Source organism: Paenibacillus sp. IHB B 3415, from assembly GCF_000802655.2.
Classification (GTDB): domain Bacteria; phylum Bacillota; class Bacilli; order Paenibacillales; family Paenibacillaceae; genus Paenibacillus_AQ; species Paenibacillus_AQ phytohabitans.
Window position 1 is genome coordinate 46,380 of sequence record NZ_JUEI01000056.1, and the last position, 23,408, is coordinate 69,787.

General features: G+C 52.5%; 18 protein-coding genes and 1 pseudogene. All 19 read left to right on the forward strand.

Annotated elements, in window-relative coordinates; all coding sequences use genetic code 11:
* Nucleotides 1-61 precede the first annotated feature (61 nt).
* The 19 genes and pseudogenes from QW71_RS22775 (at nucleotide 62) to QW71_RS22865 (ending at nucleotide 23,333) form a co-directional block, all read left to right on the forward strand.
* Nucleotides 62-994, forward strand: coding sequence for an ABC transporter permease (locus tag QW71_RS22775; protein WP_039304450.1), 933 nt, complete (start codon nucleotides 62-64; stop codon nucleotides 992-994).
* A 3-nt stretch (nucleotides 995-997) separates the two neighbouring features.
* Nucleotides 998-1,945, forward strand: coding sequence for an ABC transporter permease (locus QW71_RS22780; protein ID WP_039304225.1), 948 nt, complete (start codon nucleotides 998-1,000; stop codon nucleotides 1,943-1,945).
* A 14-nt stretch (nucleotides 1,946-1,959) separates the two neighbouring features.
* Nucleotides 1,960-2,955, forward strand: coding sequence for an ABC transporter ATP-binding protein (locus QW71_RS22785; RefSeq protein ID WP_039304453.1), 996 nt, complete (start codon nucleotides 1,960-1,962; stop codon nucleotides 2,953-2,955).
* Nucleotides 2,952-3,872 carry an ABC transporter ATP-binding protein gene (locus tag QW71_RS22790; protein WP_039304228.1) on the forward strand — a complete coding sequence of 307 codons (921 nt, stop codon included), beginning with the start codon at nucleotides 2,952-2,954 and terminating at the stop codon, nucleotides 3,870-3,872. The genes QW71_RS22785 and QW71_RS22790 overlap by 4 nt, the downstream gene beginning before the upstream one ends.
* Before the next feature lie 188 nt (nucleotides 3,873-4,060).
* Nucleotides 4,061-5,692, forward strand: a complete 1,632-nt coding sequence (bshC, locus tag QW71_RS22795) for a bacillithiol biosynthesis cysteine-adding enzyme BshC (RefSeq protein ID WP_039304232.1) — start codon at nucleotides 4,061-4,063, stop codon at nucleotides 5,690-5,692.
* 24 nt (nucleotides 5,693-5,716) lie between these two features.
* Nucleotides 5,717-6,988, forward strand: a complete 1,272-nt coding sequence (locus QW71_RS22800; protein WP_039304234.1) for an adenosylhomocysteinase — start codon at nucleotides 5,717-5,719, stop codon at nucleotides 6,986-6,988.
* A 203-nt stretch (nucleotides 6,989-7,191) separates the two neighbouring features.
* On the forward strand, nucleotides 7,192-7,629 hold the full coding sequence (mraZ, locus tag QW71_RS22805; RefSeq protein WP_039304237.1) for a division/cell wall cluster transcriptional repressor MraZ: 438 nt from the start codon (nucleotides 7,192-7,194) through the stop codon (nucleotides 7,627-7,629).
* Between the two features lie 38 nt (nucleotides 7,630-7,667).
* Nucleotides 7,668-8,621 carry a 16S rRNA (cytosine(1402)-N(4))-methyltransferase RsmH gene (gene rsmH, locus QW71_RS22810; RefSeq protein WP_039304239.1) on the forward strand — a complete coding sequence of 318 codons (954 nt, stop codon included), beginning with the start codon at nucleotides 7,668-7,670 and terminating at the stop codon, nucleotides 8,619-8,621.
* A gap of 23 nt (nucleotides 8,622-8,644) precedes the next feature.
* Entirely contained in the window at nucleotides 8,645-9,040 is a 396-nt protein-coding gene (locus tag QW71_RS22815) for a hypothetical protein (protein WP_039304242.1), read from the forward strand.
* A gap of 142 nt (nucleotides 9,041-9,182) precedes the next feature.
* Complete coding sequence (locus QW71_RS22820; RefSeq protein WP_235441526.1) at nucleotides 9,183-11,327, forward strand: PASTA domain-containing penicillin-binding protein; 2,145 nt, start codon at nucleotides 9,183-9,185, stop codon at nucleotides 11,325-11,327.
* A gap of 92 nt (nucleotides 11,328-11,419) precedes the next feature.
* Nucleotides 11,420-13,345 (forward strand): stage V sporulation protein D, encoded by a 1,926-nt coding sequence (locus QW71_RS22825; RefSeq protein ID WP_039304248.1) that lies wholly within the window; start codon nucleotides 11,420-11,422, stop codon nucleotides 13,343-13,345.
* Between the two features lie 36 nt (nucleotides 13,346-13,381).
* A complete protein-coding gene (locus QW71_RS22830; protein ID WP_039304251.1) occupies nucleotides 13,382-14,869 on the forward strand; it encodes a UDP-N-acetylmuramoyl-L-alanyl-D-glutamate--2,6-diaminopimelate ligase in 1,488 nt (495 codons plus the stop codon).
* Nucleotides 14,866-16,278, forward strand: a complete 1,413-nt coding sequence (gene murF / locus QW71_RS22835; protein ID WP_039304254.1) for a UDP-N-acetylmuramoyl-tripeptide--D-alanyl-D-alanine ligase — start codon at nucleotides 14,866-14,868, stop codon at nucleotides 16,276-16,278. Before QW71_RS22830 ends, murF begins: the two co-directional genes overlap by 4 nt.
* A gap of 16 nt (nucleotides 16,279-16,294) precedes the next feature.
* Nucleotides 16,295-17,260, forward strand: a complete 966-nt coding sequence (gene mraY, locus QW71_RS22840) for a phospho-N-acetylmuramoyl-pentapeptide-transferase (protein WP_039304257.1) — start codon at nucleotides 16,295-16,297, stop codon at nucleotides 17,258-17,260.
* Between the two features lie 3 nt (nucleotides 17,261-17,263).
* Nucleotides 17,264-18,765: pseudogene (gene murD / locus QW71_RS37240) on the forward strand (UDP-N-acetylmuramoyl-L-alanine--D-glutamate ligase).
* 49 nt (nucleotides 18,766-18,814) lie between these two features.
* The gene (gene spoVE, locus QW71_RS22850) at nucleotides 18,815-19,912 is read left to right on the forward strand and encodes a stage V sporulation protein E (RefSeq protein ID WP_039304260.1); all 1,098 of its coding nucleotides are present in this window, start codon (nucleotides 18,815-18,817) and stop codon (nucleotides 19,910-19,912) included.
* Nucleotides 19,913-19,917: 5 nt separating this feature from the next.
* On the forward strand, nucleotides 19,918-21,033 hold the full coding sequence (gene murG / locus QW71_RS22855; RefSeq protein WP_039304263.1) for an undecaprenyldiphospho-muramoylpentapeptide beta-N-acetylglucosaminyltransferase: 1,116 nt from the start codon (nucleotides 19,918-19,920) through the stop codon (nucleotides 21,031-21,033).
* Nucleotides 21,034-21,218: 185 nt separating this feature from the next.
* Complete coding sequence (murA, locus tag QW71_RS22860) at nucleotides 21,219-22,502, forward strand: UDP-N-acetylglucosamine 1-carboxyvinyltransferase (protein ID WP_039304266.1); 1,284 nt, start codon at nucleotides 21,219-21,221, stop codon at nucleotides 22,500-22,502.
* A 66-nt stretch (nucleotides 22,503-22,568) separates the two neighbouring features.
* Nucleotides 22,569-23,333 (forward strand): cell division protein FtsQ/DivIB, encoded by a 765-nt coding sequence (locus QW71_RS22865; protein ID WP_039304269.1) that lies wholly within the window; start codon nucleotides 22,569-22,571, stop codon nucleotides 23,331-23,333.
* The last annotated feature ends 75 nt before the right edge of the window (nucleotides 23,334-23,408 follow it).

Below are 23,408 nucleotides of genomic sequence, written 5' to 3' on the forward strand. Positions count from 1 at the left end.
ATTTTTTCATAAAATCTAATTATGTGTCTCAAAAAAAATGTCGAAGGAGGTGTTGATGGGGATGGTTCGTTATGTTGCCAATAAGTTCTTCTATATGCTTGTCTCGCTGTTTGTGCTAATTTCAGCGACCTTTTTTCTGATGAAAGCCATTCCGGGGGACCCGTTTACTTCTGAAAAGAAAGTTCCGCCGGAAATAAAAGCGCGTTTATACGAGCAATATGGACTGGACAAGCCGCTCTATCATCAGTATTTCAAGTATTTGGGTGAAATTGTCCAGGGTGATCTGGGTGTATCCATGAAGCGTCTGAATCAGGATGTAACTCACTTGATCGGACAAACGTTCTCGGCGTCTCTAAAGCTGGGGGTTATCGCAATTATAGTGTCGGTTATTGTCGGAGTCTTTCTCGGCATGATGGCGGCACTCTATCACCGCAAGTTTATTGACAGTGCGGCTATGGTGCTGGCGGTGCTGGGGATTGCGGTTCCGAGCTTTGTAGTCGCCTCGCTGCTTCAGTATGTGTTCGCCTACAAGTTCCACATGTTCCCGGTTTCCGGATTTAAGGGTCCGCTGTATTATGTCTTACCTGTAACCGCACTCTCGGCACAGCCGATAGCCTTTATAGCGAGGCTAACGCGCTCAAGTATGCTGGAAGTGCTGCATGCAGATTACATTAAGACGGCTAAAGCCAAAGGCCTAAGCTGGGCAGCAATCTTAAGCCGTCACGTACTGCGGAACGGAATTCTGCCGGTTGTAACCTATATGGGACCAATGACGGCTAACATCGTAACGGGTTCTGTAGTTATCGAGCAGATCTTCGGTGTCGGCGGTATCGGTAAGCAATTCGTCGAAGCGATTGGTGTGCGTGACTATACCGTTATTATGGGGATTACGATTTTCTACGGTGTATTGCTCATGCTAGCACGCTTTATCACGGATATTGCTTATGTGTTTGTAGATCCGCGTATCAAACTAAGTGGTGGAAAGGAGGGCTAAAGATTGGCTTCTGACAAAAATGTGGTATCGCAGGATGCGAACCTGAAACCGGAAGATTTCCGTAAAATCGGAATTGATGAGCGGCAAGCTGAAGTCATTCAGCGCGAAAGTTTGTCTGCCTGGCGGGATTCCTGGGAACGTCTGCGCCAGAACAAAATGGCAATGACAGCACTGGGTATTCTCGGACTAATTATCCTTGCGGCGCTTATCGCTCCGTTGTTCTCAAAGTACAATTACTACTCTAATGATTTGCTCAGTACCAACAAGCCTCCTTCATCCGAGCACTGGTTTGGTACAGATGATCTGGGACGCGATATCTTTGTCCGTACCTGGTACGGTGCACGTATCTCACTGATTGTCGGCCTGGCTGCCGCTGCCATTGACCTTTTGATCGGGGTTATCTACGGCGGAATCATGGGTTACTTCGGTGGACGTGTAGACAATATTATGAACAAAGTATCTGAAATTCTTTACTCCATTCCTTACCTGCTCGTTGTTATCCTGCTCCTGGTTGTGCTTGAACCAAGCCTTGGGACGATCATCCTGGCGCTGACAATAACGGGCTGGATTACCATGTCCTGGATTGTCCGCGGGGAGATTATGCAGCTTAAGAACCGTGAGTTCGTTCTGGCCTCGCGTTCGATGGGTGCAGGATCCAAAAGACTGTTGTTCAAACATCTTTTGCCGAATGCGGTAGGTCCGATTATCGTAACCATTACACTGTCTGTACCAAATGCCATCTTTGCTGAAGCGTTCCTGAGTTTCCTCGGACTTGGTGTACAGGCTCCTGTAGCTTCCCTCGGATCGATGATTAATGATTCACTGACTGGCTGGCTTTATTATCCGTGGCGTTTCCTGTTCCCGGCTATCCTGATCAGCTTGACCATGCTTTCCTTTAATATTTTTGGTGACGGTCTCCGTGATGCACTGGATCCTAAGCTGAAGAAATAAGGAGGTGAACAATGATGGAACCCATTCTGCAAGTCAAGGATTTGCAAGTTTCCTTTTTTGTAAAAGGCGGAGAAGTTCAGGCTGTACGCGGTATGAACTTTGAAGTAGGCAAAGGCGAGACCGTTGCCATTGTCGGTGAATCCGGCAGCGGCAAAAGTGTCACTGCACAGTCAATTATGCGGCTGCTGCCTGCCCCGCTCTCCAAAGTGAAGCAAGGCGAGATTGTTTTTCAAGGAAAGAATCTGCTGGACCTTAGCATGAAACAAATGGAATCGATTCGCGGCAAAGATATTGGCATGATATTTCAAGACCCGATGACTTCTTTGAACCCAACTATCAAAGTGGGCAAACAGATAACCGAAGTTTTGATCAAACATCAGAATATGTCAGCGGCCGAAGCGAAACAGCAAGGTATTGAAATGCTGCAATTAGTAGGCATTAAAAATGCGGAGGCTCGCTTTAACCAATATCCCCACGAATTCTCCGGCGGGATGCGCCAACGCGTAATGATTGCCATTGCTCTGGCCTGCCGCCCGGCTCTCCTGATTGCGGATGAGCCGACAACGGCGCTTGACGTAACCATTCAGGCGCAAATCATGGATGTTATGAAAGAGATGCAGCAAAGACTAGGGACCTCCATTATCCTGATTACACATGATCTCGGCGTGGTTGCCGGCATGTGTGACCGGGTCATCGTAATGTATGCTGGTGAAGTGGTCGAAACAGGGACACGCTGGGAGATTTTCAAGAATCCCCAGCATCCTTACACCAAAGGTCTTTTGCGGTCGATGCCGCGTCTTGACCAAAAGAAGGGTGAGCCGCTGATTCCGATCATCGGTACTCCCCCGGATCTAATTAAGCCGCCGGTCGGTTGCCCGTTCACAGCGCGTTGCAGTGAAGCAATGCATGTCTGCGAACAGATCGATCCCGGCGCCACAGAGTTCAGCGAAACGCATATGGCGCGCTGCTGGAATCTGCATTCGATGGCCAAGGAGGTGCAGTTCGTTTGAGTAAGAATCTGATTGAAGTAGAAGGTCTTAAGAAGTATTTCAATGTAGGCAAAGGAAGAGTTCTTAAGGCTGTTGATAATATTAATTTCTCGATTCGCGAAGGCGAAACCCTGGGTATGGTAGGGGAGTCCGGTTGTGGTAAGACTACTGCAGGCCGTACGGTTCTCCGCTTGTACGAGCCGACTGCAGGAAGCGTGAAATACAATGGTGTAGATATCTACAAATTGTCCGGCAGCAAAATGAAGGCTATGCGCCGTGATATGCAAATGATCTTCCAGGATCCGTATGCATCGCTTAATCCGCGGTTAACAGTTTCGGATATCATTGGTGAAGCACTGGACATTCACAATCTTGCTGGAAGCCGTCAGGAACGCAAGAAACGGATTGAAGAGCTGCTGGACATGGTTGGACTTAATCATGATCATGCCACCCGCTATCCGCATGAATTCTCAGGCGGCCAACGCCAGCGTATCGGTATTGCCCGTTCCCTTGCGGTTAACCCTAAGTTCATCGTCTGCGATGAGCCGATCTCCGCACTGGACGTGTCCATTCAGGCACAGGTAGTCAACCTGCTCAAAGAACTTCAGGATCGTCTTGGACTTACTTATCTCTTCATTGCGCATGACCTGTCCATGGTTAAGCATATCAGTGACCGTGTAGCTGTTATGTACCTGGGTAAAATGGTTGAACTCGCGGAAAGCGAAGAATTGTACGCTAACCCGATCCACCCGTACACCAAGTCGCTGCTCTCGGCGATTCCGGTTCCGGATCCGGAAATCGAAGCGAACAAAAAACGCATTCATCTGCATGATGAGCTTGGCAGTCCGATCTATGCTGCCGGCGAAAAAACAAATGACAGCGAATTTGAATTGGTAGAGGTGTCCAAGGGACACTTTGTTGCTAAACAGTTCGCTTAAAATTTAACAGCAGCATCACCGTAGGCGGGAGCGTTCAGCTCTCGCCTATTCTTTCAGTATAAGCTTGTATAGCTTCATGCCGGCGCTTCTTTCTTTGACGCCGCACCCAACTTTGGATACAATCATAAAGGGTTTACCGATTTATGATTACATACAGCAGGTTATAGTAGAACAGGAGGCAAATGCATATGAATGTTGTACCGGAACCACTTCCGGGCGGATCTGCGCTCGCCAGTGACTATATACATCAATATGAAACTGTAGGACATTTGTACGGCGGGGATTTCCGCAACCGGGAGAGCCGGGTTAAGCGTGCAGAATGGCTTGATGGAACCGCAGACCTCCGTGCTGACCGTACCGGGGTTGTTTCATACTTACGCAGCTATAACGCAGAGCATAATGCCCATGAAGCGGTAATGCGCTCCCTTGACTTGTTGGAGCAGCCGGATACGCTGGTGGTCACAGGCGGCCAGCAGAGCGGTTTGTTCACAGGTCCGCTCTTTGTAGTATATAAGGCAATTACTACAATTCAGGCTGCGCGGGAAGCAGCAGCCCAGCTTGGGCGCCCCGTTGTTCCGCTGTTCTGGATTGCCGGTGAAGATCATGACTGGGATGAAGTCAATCATACCTATGTACTGAACCGGACGGGCGAAATTTCGCGGATTAAGCTGGATAAAGGTGAAGGTCCGCGTTCTTCTGTCAGTGAAATCAAGGTGGAAGCAGAGAGCTGGCTTCAGGCTATAGGGCAGCTGGACGGATTGCTGCAGGATAGCGAATTCAAACCGCAGGTTATGGAGTTTGTCACAGCAGCTTCGCTGGGTGCGGACAATATGACTGCAGCTTTTGCCAAGCTGATGGGTTCTCTGTTCGGGCAATACGGGCTGATTCTGCTGGATTCTGCCGATTCCGCGCTGCGCAGACTTGAGATGCCAATGTTTGCTGCAATGATCGAGCGCAATGACGAGCTCGAGGCTGCCTACACCGCAGCGGCTGATCGTATTGCTGCGGACGGATACGTGCTGCAGGCGGATGTGACACCCGGGAATGCCAACCTCTTTTATATACATGAAGGCGCACGGCTTCTGCTTCATAAGGAGGGGGACAGATTCGCAGACCGGAAATCCGTGGTATCTTTTTCACGTACAGAGCTGCTGGAGCTGCTGGAGAGCCATCCTGAGCGGTTCAGCAACAACGTGCTGACGCGCCCCTTGATGCAGGACTATGTACTGCCTGTGCTGGCTACGGTGCTGGGACAAGGAGAAATGGCTTACTGGGCGATTCCGCATCAGGCTTTTAAGGTGATTGGCGGACAAATGCCGCTGATTATTCCGCGCATGTCTTTTACAGTCATAGAGGGAACGCTTCACAAGCATATGGATAAATACGGACTGTCCTTCACGGATGTGCGACTTGGTCTGGATGATAAACGCAAAGAGTGGTTAACGGCGCAGGATGAGCTGAAGATTGAAGAACGGTTTGAACAGACCAAAGCCGCATTCTCCGCGATGTACGAGCCGCTGATTGAGCAGCTTGGCGGAATTCAGGCAGGTCTGCTGAAGCTGGGGAACAGCAACAAGGACAAGATTATGGATCAGATATCCTTCCTGCAGGGCAAAGCACTGGATGCGATGGAGAAGCAGAATGAGGCGGCGCTGCGTCAGTGGGAACGGATTGAGCTGTCCGTTATGCCTCTGGGTAAACTGCAGGAGAGAGTATATAATATGATGTATTATCTGAACCGTTACGGTCCGGGCTGGCTGGAGGAACTAATGGCCGTACCCGCCGATTACAGCGGAACACACCGCATCATCTATATGTAGGAATATATTTTAGGAGGTTATAACATGAGTTCGTTGTCCAAGGAAAATAGTATCGTAACCGATATGTCGCTCGCGCCCGAGGGGCATCTCAAAATCGACTGGGTTCGCCAGCATATGCCGGTACTGAACCGTATCCGTGAGCAGTTCGAAGCGGAACAGCCTTTCAAGGGCCTTAAGGTATCGATCACGCTTCACCTGGAAGCCAAGACCGCTTATCTAGCCAAGGTGGTACAGGCTGGCGGGGCCGAAGTTACGATAACCGGCTCGAACCCGCTGTCCACACAGGATGATGTGTGTGCCGCATTAGTTGAGGACGGCATCACCGTGTTCGCCAAATATAATCCGTCACCCGAAGAATTCAAGGCGCTGAACATCAAGGCGCTGGAGAGCAAGCCGGATCTGATTATCGATGACGGCGGAGATTTCGCCACACTGCTGCATTCCGAGCGTCCTGACCTTATGGAGAATATCCGCGGCGGCGCTGAAGAAACAACTACAGGAATTATCCGGCTGAAGGCGCTGCAGAAGCAAGGCATGCTGAAGTTCCCGATGGTGGCTGTAAATGACGCCTATTGTAAATATTTGTTCGATAACCGCTATGGCACAGGCCAATCGGCATGGGACGGCATTGTTCGCACAACCAACCTGATTGTGGCCGGCAAGACAGTGGTTGTGGTGGGCTACGGCTGGTGCGGTAAAGGTGTAGCGATGCGGGCCAAGGGTCTCGGAGCGAACGTGATTGTTACTGAAGTGGATGCGATTAAGGCCGTGGAAGCCCATATGGACGGATTCCATGTGATGCCAACGCTGGAAGCAGCTAAGCGCGGCGACTTCTTCGTAACAGTTACCGGCAACCGGTATGTTATCCGCGGCGAGCATTATGATGTCATGAAGGATGGTGCGATCCTCTGCAATGCCGGACACTTCGATGTTGAAGTGAATAAGCCGGAGCTGGCTGAACGTTCTACCTCCCAGCGGACGGTGCGGAAGAATATTGAAGAGTATCTGCTGAAGGATGGACGCAAGCTGTACCTGCTGGCGGAAGGACGTCTGGTGAATCTGGGCGCAGCCGATGGCCATCCGGCAGAAATAATGGATACCACCTTTGCGCTGCAGGCCTTATCCCTCAAATATGTGAATGATAATTATAAAGATATCGGCGTCAAGGTGGAGAATGTTCCGTATGAGCTTGATGAGCAGGTTGCGCGTTATAAGCTGGAGAGTCTGGGAATCGCCATTGACAGCCTAACGCAGGCACAGGTGGACTACCTGGACAGCTGGAATCTGAACGACTAAAGAATGGATCTGCAAAACCCGGAGCCAATCAACTGGCCCGGGTTTTTATATTTTAGGGGAATATTGCAGAGCTACTTGACAAACAAGAAAAAATTACCTTGCTTATGAAAAAGGTTTTTGATTTTTAATGGCGAATCTATTATGCTTAAGTGGTGAAAAGTGGGGCAAAGTGGGGAATCGGTACTTAGGGGTGGGGAAAGATCATGTTTATGGGGGAATACCAGCATAGCATTGACGACAAAGGCCGGATCATTATCCCGGCTAAGTTCCGTGAATTGCTCGGAACCTCCTTCGTGGCGACCCGCGGCCTCGACTCCTGCTTGTTTGTTTATCCCATGGAAGAATGGGGAATCATGGAGCAAAAGCTTAAAAGCCTTTCACTGATGAAATCGGACGCCCGTGCCTTCAGCCGCTTTTTTTTCTCGGGAGCGACCGAATGTGTATGGGACAAGCAAGGCAGAGTGAATCTGCCGGGGAATCTGCGGCAATATGCCAAGCTGGACAAGGACTGTGTTATTCTGGGCGTTTCGAACCGGGTGGAGATCTGGAACAAGGAGCTATGGGAGCAGTACTTCGAACAGTCAGAGGAATCGTTCAACGAGATTGCCGAGAAATTGGTTGATTTCAATTTTGATCTATAAAACATACAATTCGAATTACTGCCTTGGAGGGATGCAGCTTGTTTCACCACATCACGGTGCTTAAGGAAGAAGCGACAGAAGGGCTGCACATCAAGAAGGATGGTATATACGTTGACTGCACGCTCGGAGGAGCCGGGCACAGTTCGCTTATTGCCTCCAAGCTTAGCGGCGAAGGCCGGCTGATCTGTCTGGATCAGGACGATTGGGCGTTGAATAATGCTAAAGAGAGATTGGCCGAGTACGGAGACAAAGTGGTTACGGTTAAGACCAACTTCCGTGACCTCGAGCAAGTACTGAAGGAACTGCCTTTTGTTCCGCAAAAGGACGGAGTTCCCCAAGTGGACGGGATTCTGTTCGATCTGGGGGTATCTTCTCCGCAGTTTGACGAAGGGGAGCGGGGGTTCAGCTACAATCACGATGCTCCGCTGGATATGCGGATGGACCAGTCGGCACAGCTGACTGCGGCCGATATCGTCAATACCTGGAGCGAACAGGAAATTGCCCGTGTGCTTTTCCAGTATGGAGAAGAGAAGTTCTCACGGCGGATTGCCCGCAAAATTGTGGAGCGCCGGGAAGAACGTCCGGTGGAAGGCACCGGAGAACTGGCTGAGCTGATTAAAGAGGGCATTCCAGCGGCTGCGCGGAGGACAGGAGGACATCCTGCCAAACGCAGTTTCCAGGGTCTGCGGATTGCTGTCAATGATGAGCTGGGAGCTTTTGAGGATGGACTGCATGCTGCTGTACGCTGCCTTGCACCTGAGGGAAGAGTATCTGTAATTACCTTCCATTCGCTGGAGGACCGGATCTGCAAACAGATTTTCAGCAGCTATTTAAGCAGATGTACCTGTCCGCCTGATCTGCCCTACTGCGTGTGCGGTGCCAAAGGAACCTTGAAACTGATTAACCGCAAGCCCATCGTACCCGGAGAAGAAGAACTGGAGCTTAATTCACGTGCCCGTTCAGCCAAACTGCGCATTGCAGAGAAATTGTAAATGACGATAAAGGAGAGTCAGAGATGGCCTATACCCGCGGCAATTTAGCAGTTCAACCCAAGAGAAAAGAAGAGGTAAACCCGCTTTACCGTGAGAAGACAAAAGTCGTCACCAGGCGGAGAGTGCTTCCGCTGCAGGAGAAGCTTTTGTATATGATGACGCTGGGAGCCTTTATCCTGGTATCTGCCGCCCTGATCTGGCGTTACGTCCATATTTATGATTTGAACTTGCAGGCACAGAAGCTGGACAGCGAGATCGCGAAGAGCAAGAAGCAAATTGCTACCTATCAGATGGAGAAGCAGACGCTTGAACAGACGGTAGTCAAGCGGGCAGAAGAGATGGGATATAAGACTCCTCCTGTAGATTCAACAATCCATGTACTGCTTAGCAACCAGGTCACTGACAAAACCGGCAATTAATCAGCGATTGACTTCAATCGCAATAATAGAATCTGTGAGGTTGGCTATGGTAAAAAGAATAAAACTTCGCACGCTGTTTATAGGAGGGTGTATTACCCTCTTTTTTCTTGTTTTAGTCGGCAGAGTTTTCTGGATTCAGGTAATGCAGAGTGAGAAGTGGCAGAAGGAAGCAGCTACGCAGTGGGCACATACTTCAACGATCAAGGCGGTCCGCGGTGTGATTGAAGACCGTAACGGCAGTGTTCTGGCCAGTGACGTTCCTGCCTATACTGTTGTGGTTGACCCCGAGGTCATTGCCGAGAAGGGGATCGGCCAGGAGGTCATCCAGGGACTGCATGAACTGCTTGGCAAGCCTGAAGATCAGCTGAAGAAGCTGGTTGAGGCCAAAGACGATAAGGGCAACTACTACAAGAACCGGGAGATCCGCAACGAAGGCTGGAAGATAAATCAGGACCTGGCTGATAAGGTAACGGCTTTTGTGGACAAGCTCAAGAAAGAGCATGATACCCTGGAAACGGGCGTAGGTCTCGTGAGAGAGCAGAAGCGTTATTATCCGAAGGATTCGCTGGCTGCGCACATTCTGGGCTACACCGACAGGGACGGCAATGCGGTCATGGGTCTGGAAAAGTACTTCGACAAACAGCTCTCCGGTACGGATGGCAAGCTGAATTATCAGAGTGACGGCAAGGGAATCAAGCTGCCCGATTCAGAGGATAGCTACCAGCCTGTAGTGAACGGAAGCAATTTCAAGCTGACCATCGACAGCACCATTCAGCACTATATTGAAGAGGCGATGAAAAAGGCTTATGCCGAGTACAAACCCAAGTCGATAAGCGTCATTGCTGCCGATCCGAATACGATGGAGATTCTGGGCCTGGCGAATATGCCGACCTTCAATCCAAATGAATATTATGACCTTAATCAGGATGCGGCTGGCTTCTATAACCACGCGATCATGTCAAGATTTGAGCCGGGCTCCACGTTCAAGATTGTACCGCTGGCCGGTGCCGTTCAGGAGAAGCTGTTTAATCCGGAAGAGACAGTCCATTCGGGCTCTATCCGGATCAAAGGGTACAGCAAACCGATCTATGATATGAATAGAGCCGGTTATGGAGAAATCACCCTGCTTCAAGGGGTCAAACGTTCCAGTAACGTAGCCTTTGTCAAGATTGGTTATGAACTGCTGGGCCAGGAAAAGCTGCTGAAATATATCAAGGATTTCGGCTTTACGGAAAAGACGGGTATTGACCTCCCGGGTGAAACCACCGGTATTGTCAACCCGAATCCGAACAGGCCGATAGAGAATGCTACCTTGGCCTATGGCCATGGCAAGCTGCTGGTTACACCGATTCAGCAGCTCACGGCGATGGCTGCGATTGCGAACGGCGGCAAGCTGATGGTGCCGCATGTGGTGAAGGAAGTTACCGATCCTAATACGGGCAAGACTACGGTGACTCAGCCGGAGGTTGTGCGGCAGGTGATTTCAGAGGCAAGCGCCCGTGAAACCGGCAGCTACCTCGAGCAGGTCGTGGCAGACCAGGTAATCGGAACCGGACGGCATGCCTATATCGAAGGATACCGGGTGGCCGGCAAGACCGGAACGGCGATTAAGCCTGACGGCAAGGGCGGGTATGACCGGGATAAGGTGCTTGCCTCCTTCCTCGGCTACGCTCCGGCCAATAATCCGAAGATCGCGGTATTCGTCGTAATTGATGAGCCTGCGGATGCTGCCGGCGGCGGAGCCGCAGCCGGACCTATTTTCAAAGAGATTGTCTCGCAGTCCCTGCAATATATGGGCGTACCCAAAACGGTTGAATCTGATAACGCAGTGGGAAGCAAAACGTCAGTCAAGCTGGCGGCTGACTCCTCAGAGCTGCGCAGTACGCCTGATCTCGTGAACAAAACCGTTAAGGAATCCAGACAGTTGCTCCTTAATCAAGGCTTTGACTTCGAGATTGTCGGCACAGGGGCAAAGGTAATCAGCCAATATCCGGATAAGAGCACAAAGCTTGCCGCCGGACAGCGGATTTATCTGCTTACCCAGCAGGATGAAGCAATGACCATTCCCGATTTGAAGGGAGAATCTTTGCGCGATGCCCTGGAAATTCTCAATCTGCTCAAAGTAGGGATAACGGTTGAGGGCGAAGGTTATGTCACAGAGCAGACGCAGACCAAGAATAACAACAAAACGCATATTTCTCTGAAGCTCAGTCCCCTGAATGAATACGGGGAGAATATCCCTGTAGCCATCAACGTTGACCCCGATGCAGAGGAGACTGCGGAGTAGCGCCTATACAGGCTTGTTCTAACCCCTGTTTGTCCCGAATAGTCATGAAGATAAGAGATCATGTCTATACGAGCGAAAGCGGGGAGAACGGAATGAAGGTTTCGAAAGTCGTAACTCGGCGGAGAATGCTGTGGACGCTGCTGGGACTGGCCGTGTTGTTCGGTTCGCTGGCCGTGCGTCTTGCCTATGTACAGTTATCACAAGGGGAGAAGCTGAGCGCCAAGGCTGAGGAATCCTGGCGGCGGAATATTCCCTTCACCGCCAAACGCGGCGAGATTCTGGACAGGGAGGGCGTTGCCCTGGCCTATAATATCAGCTCGCCAACGATCTATGCCATTCCTGTGCAGGTGAAGGAAAAGGAACAGACCGCGAAGCAGCTGGCTCCGCTGCTCGGTATGACCGAGGAGAAGCTGGTCACTCTGCTGACCCAAAAGAAAGCCTCGGTGAAACTGCAGCCCGGCGGCCGCAAAATTACGATGGAGCTTGCCGCGAGCATCCGTGATTTGCAGCTGCCGGGCATCGTTGTGGCTGAGGATAACAAACGGTATTATCCCTTTGGCGATTTAGCCGCACATATTCTCGGCTTCACGGGCATCGACAATCAGGGGATCACCGGGATAGAGAGCATATACGATAAGCTGCTTCAGGGCAGCGCTGGCAATATATCGTATCTGTCCGATGCCGGAGGACGGCTGATGCCTGGCTCCTCGGAGAAGTATACCGAGCCGCAGGACGGACTGAGTCTGCAGCTGACGATTGATAAGCAGATTCAGTCGATCATGGAACGCGAGCTCGATCAGGCCATGGTGAAGTATCAGGCGCAAGGTGCCTGGTCGATTGCAATGGACCCCCGCAATGGTGAGATTCTGGCCATGGCGAGCCGGCCGGGTTATGAGCCGGGCTCCTATAAGGAATACGATGCCGAAGTATATAACCGGAATCTTCCGATCTGGATGACGTATGAACCGGGCTCCACCTTCAAGATCATTACCCTGGCTGCTGCGCTGCAGGAGGGGAAGGTTGATCTGCAGCATGAGCATTTTTTCGATCCGGGATATATTGAAGTGGGCGGTGCCAAGCTGCGCTGCTGGAAAAAAGGCGGCCACGGAAGCCAGACGTTCCTTGAAGTGGTAGAGAATTCCTGCAACCCCGGGTTTGTTGCCCTGGGCCAGCGTCTCGGCAAGGATACCCTGTTTAAGTATATCCGTGATTTCGGGTTTGGCACGAAGACAGGGATCGACCTCAACGGTGAAGCTAACGGGATTCTGTTCAAGCCGGCGCAGGTAGGGCCGGTCGAACTTGCCACCACGGCCTTTGGCCAAGGGGTATCCGTAACACCGATCCAGCAGATTGCTGCGGTGTCTGCAGCGATTAACGGCGGCAAGCTGTATACTCCGCATGTTGCCAAAGCCTGGATTAATCCGGATACCGGTAATGTCGTATCCGAGGTAGAGCCGGAGGAAGTGCGGCAGGTGATCTCTGAGGAGACTTCGAAGAAGGTGCGGGCCGCCCTTGAGAGCGTAGTTGCCAAAGGCACAGGCCGGCCGGCGTTTATTGACGGCTACCGTGTGGGCGGCAAGACAGGGACGGCACAGAAGGTTATTAACGGCCGGTATTCTCCTACGGAGCATATCGTCTCTTTTATCGGATTTGCACCAGCGGATGATCCGCAGATCGTGGTCTACACCGCAGTTGACAATCCCAAGGGAATTCAGTTTGGGGGTGTGGTTGCAGCTCCGATCGTCCAGAATATTCTTGAGGATTCGCTTCATTATTTGAAGGTTCCGCAGCGTAAGGATCAGCTGCCGAAGACCTATAAATATGGGGAGACTCCGATTGTGACAGTTCCCGATTTAACAGGAGCTACCGTTCAGGATATTTATGAGGATTTGAACATGAATTTCATGCTGGCCCGCTCCGGATCAGGCAATACAGTGATTAATCAGGCACCCAAAGCGGGGGCAAGAGTGGAGCAGGGTTCAACCATCCGGATTTATATGGGAACTTCCAGTGAATAATAGGATAGTCTGACAAATGTAGAGTGAGGGATTACTATGAAAATTAATGAATTGTCATCCTGTCTTGCCGCTTCGCGTCTATACGGGGAGGGTGAGACCGAGATTACGGATTTGCAGGTGGATTCCCGCAAGGTTAAGCCGGGCGATTTGTTCATTTGCCTGCCCGGTCATACAGTGGACGGACATGATTATGCACCGCAGGCAGCCGCAAGCGGTGCGGTTGCCCTAGTCTGTGAGCGGAAGCTGGAAATCGATCTGCCGCAGATCGTGGTAGATGACTGCCGGTTTGCGATGTCCGTGCTGTCGAATGCGTTCTTCGGCTCACCCAGCAGCCGAATGAAGATGATTGGGATTACCGGGACCAACGGCAAAACCACCACTACGTATCTGATTGAGAAAATCATGCAGGACCATGGCGTGAAAACGGGGCTGATAGGGACGATTCAGATGCGTTACGACGGACAAAGTTATCCAATGTCCGGTACTACGCAGGAATCGCTTGAGCTTCAGCGCACTTTGAACGATATGGCATCCAAAGGTGTGCAGTGCTGTGTGATGGAGGTATCCTCCCATGCACTTCAGCAGGGACGGGTGAAGGGAACGGATTACCGCACGGCGATATTCACTAACCTGACTCAGGATCATCTGGATTATCACCATACGATGGAGGAGTACCGCGCGGCTAAGGCACTGTTCTTCTCGCGGCTTGGCAATGTGATCTCTCCGTGGAAGGAAGAACGTAAATATGCAGTTCTCAACGCGGATGATGCAGCAAGCAGCTATTTTGCTGACCAGACCGCTGCGGAAGTGATTACATATGGTATCGACACCCCTGCAAATGTCCGGGCCTCTCAAATTTCGATCACGTCCAAAGGAACTTTTTTCCATGTGGATACGTTTAAGGGGGAGGCAGATATTTCGCTCCGGATGGTCGGCAAGTTCAATGTCTATAATGCACTTGCGGCCATTACTGCTGCTCTGCTGGAGGATGTGCCGCTGGAAGATATCAAATCCAGTCTGGAGTCAGTAGCCGGTGTGGACGGACGTGTCGAGTCTGTGGATGCCGGACAGGATTTCGCGGTCATCGTAGACTACGCGCATACGCCGGATGGTCTGGAGAATGTGCTGAAGGCTGTCTGTGAATTCGCTGCCGGCAAGGTGATTACCGTCTTTGGCTGCGGGGGAGACCGGGATACGACCAAACGGCCGCTGATGGGCAAAATAGCTGCCAAATACAGTGATCGTGTCATGGTTACTTCCGACAATCCCCGGACAGAGGATCCGCTGCTGATTCTGCGCGATATTGAAGCGGGACTTCTTGAGGATGGCGTGTCACAGGAACGGTATGAGATGATTCCCGACCGGCGGGAAGCGATCAGAAAAGCTATTGAAATGGCAAGCCCCGGCGATGTAGTATTGATTGCGGGGAAAGGTCATGAGACCTATCAGCTAATCGGCGGAATCGTTCATGATTTTGATGACCGCATTGTAGCCAAAGAAGTGATAAGGGGCCGAAGCTATTGATTACAAGAACGCTGTATACTATCGCGGTAATGTGCGGGGGAGAGCTGTCCTCTGCTGAAGATAAGGATATTGAACTTGCGGGAGTCGTAACCGATTCCCGCAAAATTACGCCTGCCTGCCTGTTCGTTCCGCTGGCCGGAGACAACTTTGACGGCCATCATTACGCTGCTGCTTCTCTGGCAGCAGGAGCGGCCGCTACGCTCTGGCAGCGGGATAAGGGGCCTGCGCCTGAAGGCGGTCCTGCCATTCTGGTGGAAGATACACTGGCCGCTTTGCAGAGACTGTCCTCGGCTTATCTGGGCGAGCTCGCGCCGCGTGTAGTTGCCGTGACAGGCAGCAACGGCAAGACAACGACCAAAGATATGATTACGGCTCTTCTTGAAGTGCAGTACAAGGTACACAAAACACAGGGCAATTTCAATAATCACATCGGTCTGCCGCTTACGATTCTCTCCATGGACAGTGATGTTGAGATTGCTGTGCTGGAGATGGGCATGAGCTCGCGCGGTGAGATTGCCCTGCTGTCCAGGATAGCCGCCCCTGATGTGGCTGTGATTACCAATGTGGGTGAATCCCATCTGCTGCAGCTCGGGTCCCGCAAGGAAATTGCCCGGGCTAAGCTGGAGATTGTGGACGGACTTAAGCCGGGCGGCCTGCTCATCTATAACGGGGATGAACCGCTGCTCGCAGAAGTTATGGCAGAGCCCGGGTTTAATCCGCCGGAAGGGATGCTCAGCTTCCGTTTCGGGCAGTCCGGAGACAATGATGACTATCCTACAGGTCTCATGACTCACGGCGCTGGAATGACCTTCACTTCACATCTTCATGCCGAACGTGCCTTCACGCTGCCTCTGCCGGGGCGTCACAATGTCATTAATGCACTCGCTGCACTAGCGGTTGCGCGCCATTTCCGTGTGACTGACGAGAATATAGAGACCGGAATAGCCGGGCTTAAGCTGACCGGCATGCGGATTGAAGTGATGCAGGCGGCGAACGGGCTGACGCTGCTGAACGATGCTTACAATGCCAGCCCTACGTCCATGAGAGCAGCGATAGATGTGCTGCAGTCCATGAAGTGCAGCGGGAGCAGAATCGCGGTGCTGGGGGACATGCTGGAACTTGGGCCTGATGAAGTTCTGTTCCACCAGCAGATCGGTACCTATCTTGATCCTGCACTGACGGATGCGGTATACACTTACGGACCGCTCGCTGCTCATATTGCTGCGGCTGCGGCGGAGAGATTCGGGGCCGGACATGTATTTGCTTTTGAAGACAAAGAAGCATTGATCACTGCCTTGAACACCAAATGTGGTTCCAGGGATGTAGTACTCTTCAAAGCGTCCCGGGGGATGCGTCTGGAGGATGTGCTTCACCGCCTGAAAGAATATTCTGAAGCTGACTTAAACTAATGGAGGGGGTGTACCCATGGATTATCAATTACTTCTGCTGACTATTGCTGTGTCCTTTATCCTTGCGGTCATTGCCGCTCCGCTGATTATCCCGCTGCTGCGCCGGATGAAGTTCGGACAACAGGTTCGCGACGACGGGCCTCAGACCCATCTGAAGAAGGCGGGAACGCCTACGATGGGCGGAATTATCATCATGGTGGCATTCACGTTGTCTTTTCTGAAATTTTCGGTGATTAATTCGGATTTCTACGTACTTCTGGTAGCTACGCTGGGTTACGGTCTGATCGGTTTCCTGGATGACTATATTAAGATTGCCTTCAAACGTTCCCTCGGGCTGACGGCACGCCAGAAGCTTGCCGGCCAGCTGCTGGTCGGTATCGTTCTCTGCGCCCTGCTCATTTCCGGCGGACATCATACAAACATCAGCATTCCGGGAACATCGGTGAGCTTTGACTGGGGCGGCTGGTTCTACTATCCGTTTATTGTCCTGATGATGATGGCGGTAACCAATGCGGTTAACTTCACGGATGGTGTGGACGGACTGCTGTCCGGTGTCAGTGCGATCGCGCTTGCTGCTTTTGCTGTAGTCGCCATGCAGGCAACCTCAATTGCTGCCGGTGTCTGCGCTGCGGCGATGATTGGTGCAGTCCTTGGCTTTCTGGTATTCAATGCCCATCCGGCCAAAGTGTTCATGGGTGATTTCGGCTCCTTCGGGATTGGCGGTGCCATTGGCGCGATTGCCATTGTAACGAAGACCGAGCTGCTCTTCGTGGTGATCGGCGGTGTCTTCGTAGTCGAAATGCTGTCTGTAATTATTCAGGTCGCTTCGTTCAAAACACGCGGCAAACGGGTGTTCAGAATGAGCCCGATCCATCACCACTTTGAGCTGGGCGGCTGGTCGGAGTGGCGTGTGGTTGTCTCCTTCTGGGCGGTGAGCCTGGTGCTTGCGGCTGTTGGACTATATCTCATCAAGGGGTTGTAACATATGAAGCATCCGGATTTGTACCGTGGTGAAGAAGTGGTCGTCCTGGGGCTCGCCAAAAGCGGCGTCCAGGTGGCCAAGGTGCTGCATGAGCGCGGCGCGGTTGTGACGGTCAATGATAAAAAGGAAAGAGATCAAAGTCCCGAAGCTTCCGAACTGGAATCTTTGGGAATTTCTGTTATATGCGGCGGGCATCCGGAGGGGCTGATTCATGAGGGTGTTGCGCTTGTTGTTAAGAATCCGGGGATTCCCTATTCCGTGGCTCCGGTGCAGCAGGCTCTTGAGCTTGGCATCGAAGTCGTAACGGAGGTAGAGGTGGCTTACCATCTCTGCGCCGCACCTATGATCGGTATTACGGGCTCTAACGGGAAGACGACTACAACGACCTGGGTTGGCCGTATGCTGGAGGCAGCGGGGATGAGGCCTATAGTTGCCGGGAACATCGGTACGCCGCTCTGTCAGGCCGCTCAGGAGGCTGACGGGGACAACTGGATGGTTGTCGAGCTCAGCAGCTTCCAGCTCAAGGGCACGGAAGCTTTCCGGCCCAGGGTAGGCTGTCTGCTGAATGTTGCCGAGACCCATTTGGATTATCATGGGGGGATGGAGGATTATGTGGCCTCCAAATCCAAGCTGTTCGCGAATCAGGGGCCGGGCGACACCGCTGTACTGAACTGGGATGATCCGGTCTGCCGCGAGCTGGTTCCTTATATCAAAGCAGGTATCCTGCCCTTCTCCATGACCGAGGAACTGGTTCAGGGCATCTTTGTCCGTCCGTCCTATGTGCCGGAGACAGAAGATGATCTGAAGCGGGTAATCATCTACCGGGATTACACGGAGAGCGAGACCGAAATAGCCAATGTGGATTCAATCGGCCTTCCGGGCCGCTTCAATGTGGAGAATGCACTGGCCGCCTGCGGCATTGCCATAGCCGCAGGCGCGGACCCGGCAGTGCTTGGCGGAGTGCTGGCTTCCTTCCGCGGTGTGGAGCACCGGCTGGAATATGTGACAGGGGGGGGGCGGACCCGGCAGTGCTTGGCGGAGTGCTGGCTTCCTTCCGCGGTGTGGAGCACCGGCTGGAATATGTGACAGACAAGGCGGGGGCCGCCTACTATAACAATTCCAAGGCTACCAATTCCAAAGCCACAGCCATGGCGCTGGGGTCCTTCAAGAAGCCGGTTATCCTGATAGCCGGAGGTCTGGACCGCGGTTCTGATTATATGGAGCTGCTGCCTGTCCTCGGCGGGAACGTCAAGGCACTGGTGGCCCTTGGGGAGACGAAGGACAAGCTGGCCGCGGTTGCGCAGCTGGCAGGAGTAAAGACAATCATCTCCGTCGATAATGGGGAGAGCGCCGCCGCCGTGCTGCAAGAGGCCGTGCGGGAGGCTTCCGCTCTTGCGGAAGCAGGAGATGTAGTTCTCCTCTCTCCTGCCTGTGCCAGCTGGGATATGTTTACATCCTATGAGGAGCGCGGGCGTATTTTTAAAGAGGCGGTGCATAACCTTTAAGTAGGGGGGTGGATAAGCCCCTACTACGGATGCAAGAGGTGTGCTCCTGATGAACAAATCCCGTCATGCGCCCGATATCTGGCTGCTGCTTCCGATATTGGCTTTGCTGGCCATCGGTATGGTAATGGTATACAGCGCCGGGTCCGTTTTGGGCTTCCGCAATTATGGCGACTCGTTTTATTTTGTCAAAAGACAGATGCTGTTCGCAGGCCTGGGTCTTATCGCCATGTTCATCACCGCGAATACGGATTATGTGGTGCTGAAGAAGTTCGCCAGGCCAGCCCTGATTTTCTGCTTCGTACTGCTGGTGCTGGTGCTGGTTCCCGGCATCGGGGTCGTGCGCGGCGGTGCGCGCAGCTGGCTGGGAATCAGCTCCTTCGGCATTCAGCCCTCGGAGTTCATGAAGATGGGGATGATCCTCTTTCTCGCCAAATGGCTCGGAACAGAGGATTACGATATTTCCAGCTTCACCCGCGGACTGCTTCCGCCGCTTGCGCTGATCGGTTCCGCTTTTGCGCTGATCATGCTCCAGCCGGATCTCGGTACAGGCACTGTCATGTTCGGGGCTGCCTTGATGATGGTCTTCACGGCAGGGGCCCGGATGAAGCATCTGCTCTCCCTGGGCGCGCTGGGTGTTGCCGGGTTCGTGGGGCTTATTGCCGCCGCACCCTACCGTCTGCAGCGGATTACGGCCTTTCTGGACCCCTGGTCCGATCCGCTCGGGGCTGGATATCAGATCATACAGTCGCTGTACGCAATTGGACCCGGCGGACTGGGGGGCTTGGGTCTCGGTATGAGCCGGCAGAAGTACAGCTATGTGCCGGAGCCGCAGACCGATTTTATTTTCTCCATATTGGCTGAGGAGCTGGGGTTTATCGGGGGGCTGGCAGTGCTGCTGCTCTTCCTGATTCTGATTTGGCGCGGAATGAAGGTAGCGATGAGTCTGCCGGACCGTTTCGGCAGCTATCTGGCCGTAGGCATCGTCTGTATGGTCGCTATTCAGGTGATCATCAACATCGGTGTGGTTATCGGCCTCATGCCTGTTACCGGCATTACGCTTCCGCTGATCAGCTATGGGGGCTCATCGCTGACCCTGATGCTTACAGCACTTGGCATTCTACTTAATTTATCCCGTTATGCGAGGTGAAAGACATGCGTATTGTATTAAGCGGCGGCGGTACGGGCGGACATATCTATCCGGCCGTAGCCGTAGCCAGACAGCTGGAATCCGAAGAAGAGAAATCCGTCTTTCTGTATATCGGGGGCAAACGCGGTCTGGAGAGCAAGCTTGTTCCCCAAGAGAATCTGCCCTTTAAAGCGATTGATATTACCGGCTTCCGCCGAAAGCTCTCGATGGACAATGTGAAGACGGTAATGCGTTTCCTGAAGGGGGTGAAGGCCTCCAAAGCCATGCTGCGGGAGTTCAAGCCGGATGTCGTCATCGGCACCGGTGGATATGTCTGCGGTCCGGTAGTGTACGCTGCATCCCGGCTAGGCATCCCGACGCTTATCCATGAACAGAACGCGATCCCGGGTCTGACCAACCGTTTCCTAAGCCGGTATGCCGATACGGTCGCCGTAAGTTTTGAAGGCACGGAGCCCGCTTTTCCGGGGGCTAAGAACGTAATCTACACAGGCAACCCCCGGGCAACTACAGTAATGACTGCCAACCCGCAGCGGGGATTCGCTTCACTGGGGATTCCTGAAGGCAGTACGGTTGTGCTGGTGGTTGGAGGAAGCGGAGGCGCCAAGGCAATTAACCGGGCGATGATTGAAATGGCTCCGTTTGTGGGTAAGGGTAATGGTGTTCACTATGTGTATGTTACCGGAGAGGCTTATTTCGAGGAAACCCGTAAAGCTGTGCGCGAGAAGCTCGGAAGCTTGCCGAACTCCCTGCATATTCTTCCGTATATTCATAATATGCCCGAGGTGCTGGCCTGTACTTCACTCATCGTGAACCGGGCGGGGGCATCGTTTCTTGCAGAGATTACTGCGCTTGGCATTCCCTCTGTGCTTATCCCTTCTCCCAATGTGACGAATAATCACCAGGAAGCGAATGCCAGACAGCTTGAACGTGAAGGGGCAGCCGTTGTGCTGCTGGAGAAGGATCTAAGCGGCGAGGCGCTATTCGCAGCGGTGCATAGGATTATCGGAGCAGACGCTGCACGCCGCAGTATGTCTGATGCCTCAAGACGGCTGGGTAAAAGAGACTCCGCCTCGCTGGTTGTCGCCGAGCTCCGCAGACTGGCCGCAGGCCGGAAACGCTAGAATCCAGGCTTACATTGTCACACACGAGAGGTCACGAACATAGGATGATCCTATAATCGTGACAATCACCCAGAGCACTTCCAGTTCATGAAATATGGAGCGGGGTAGCTTCCCGGCCTATTTCTGTTGATCTGTGTACAGGAAGTGCCCAACGGTGGGTGAGCGGTAATCTCGGAGGTGATACATTGGACAAATTGGTGATTGAGGGTGGAAATCCCCTGTCAGGCACCATACGTATCCATGGAGCGAAAAATGCGGCCCTGCCGATCCTGGCGGCAAGCCTGCTGGCCGAAGGAGTTCACTCACTGCAAAATGTGCCGAAGCTGCTGGACATCGAAACTATGCTGGATATTCTGGAAAGGCTGGGCTGCAGGGCCGTGCATGAAGACGAAACGGTTACGGTCGATACAACCTACGTCACAACCTCTCATGTTCCGGAGGATTTAATGCGGCAGATGAGATCCTCCATTTTTCTAATGGGACCGCTTCTGTCCAGGTTTGGTGAAGTGACGATCTATCAGCCGGGCGGCTGTGCCATCGGGGAACGCAAAATCGATCTTCACCTGCAGGGTCTTAAGCTGCTCGGGGCGGAGATTGAGGAAACCAGCGGGATGATCTGCTGCCGGGCTGCCAAACTGACGGGCTGTGATATTCATCTGGATTATCCAAGCGTCGGAGCCACGGAGAATATCATGATGGCTGCTGCTATGGCGGAAGGGACTACAACGGTGTCCGGAGCGGCCAGAGAGCCGGAAATCCAGGATCTGCAGAATTTCCTGAATGCGATGGGTGCGCAAATCATCGGTGCGGGAACAGATACGATCACCATTCAGGGCGTCTCCAAGCTGTATCCGTGCAATTATGAGGTCATTCCCGACCGGATTGTCGCCGGGACCGTAATGATCGCAGCTGCAGCTACAAGGGGGAATGTGACGCTGACCCACACCAACGCAGGACATTTGACTTCTCTGATCCATGTTCTGAGGCGTGCCGGTGTTCAAATCACAGTTTGCAATGATATAATTAATATCAGCTGTATGGGGCGTCCGCGTGCAGTAGAAAGAATTGTAACCTCCCCTTATCCTTCGTTCCCTACAGATCTGCAATCTCAGGTGATGGTCCTTTTGTCCCTGGCTGACGGATTCAGTGTAATTAAAGAAACTGTATTTGAAGGGCGCTTTAAGCATGTGGAGGAGATGGCCCGGATGGGAGCCGACATTTCCATTGACCTGAACCGGGCGTTTATACGCGGAGTGCAGAGATTATACGGAGCTACGGTAGAAGCCACCGACCTGCGTGCCGGAGCTGCCCTGGTTATCGCCGGACTTGCCGCTCAAGGAACTACCGTTGTTGAGCAGGCGCATCATATTGACCGCGGATATGACGGCATCGAGATACTGTTTCAGAAGCTGGGTGCACGCATTAGCCGCAAGGTACCTGTGCCGGACCCGCTGGATTTGGCCAATTAAAGCTCCCTGTCTCCTTCGGCCCAAGTGCGCGGGAAGGAGACAGGGCCTTATTACGGAGATATGAGAATGCCTAAAACCCGAATACCTCTTCTTAAAGAGGACAAGCCCAGTAAGAGAATGAGCCGTAAAATCACTATTATCCTGCTGCTGCTGTTTATTGCGCTGCTGGCCGTGATATTTTTCCGTTCGTCCGTCAGTAAGATTACGGCTATCAATTTCCAGGGTGATAAATATACATCCCGGGAGGAATTGCTTGCCGCAAGCGGTCTTACGATCGGCGGACAATTCTTCGCGGTCTCCGGGGATTCCGTGGAAAGTGCACTGACAGGACTGAAGACGGTTCAGGAAGCGGCTGTGGACAAGAAATTCCCCGGTGTGATTAACATCAGTATTAAGGAATTCCCCGCAGTGGCGTACGAGCTGGATGAGGCTGGATCGCTTGAGGCGATTCTGTCCAGCGGAGCTGCAGTATCTGTCAAAGATACAGGGATTGCCGTTGAGAAGCCGATATTAACCAACTGGAAGGCTGATGATCCTTACAAGACGAAGCTGTGCCAGGCATTGGCTGATATTCCGAATGAACTGACCAGTGATATATCCGAGATCGTCCCCTCGCCGACTTTGTCTTTTCCGGACCGTATTAAGCTGTATACACGTTCACGGTTTGAGGTCATTACGGCAATTTCACTGCTTAAGGATAAGGTGGAATACCTGAATCAAGTGATTGAAAACGAGCAGCCGGGATTGATCAAGATGCTTGAGGCCGATTCTTATGTCCCATTTCATACAGAAGCGGAGGATTCCGGGGAGGATGCAGACACACAAGAGTAAATAGTCCCTACTAATAGAGCGGAAAAAATGCTACAATCGGTTTTACGGGCAATAAGCAATATCCCTCTTTTTTCT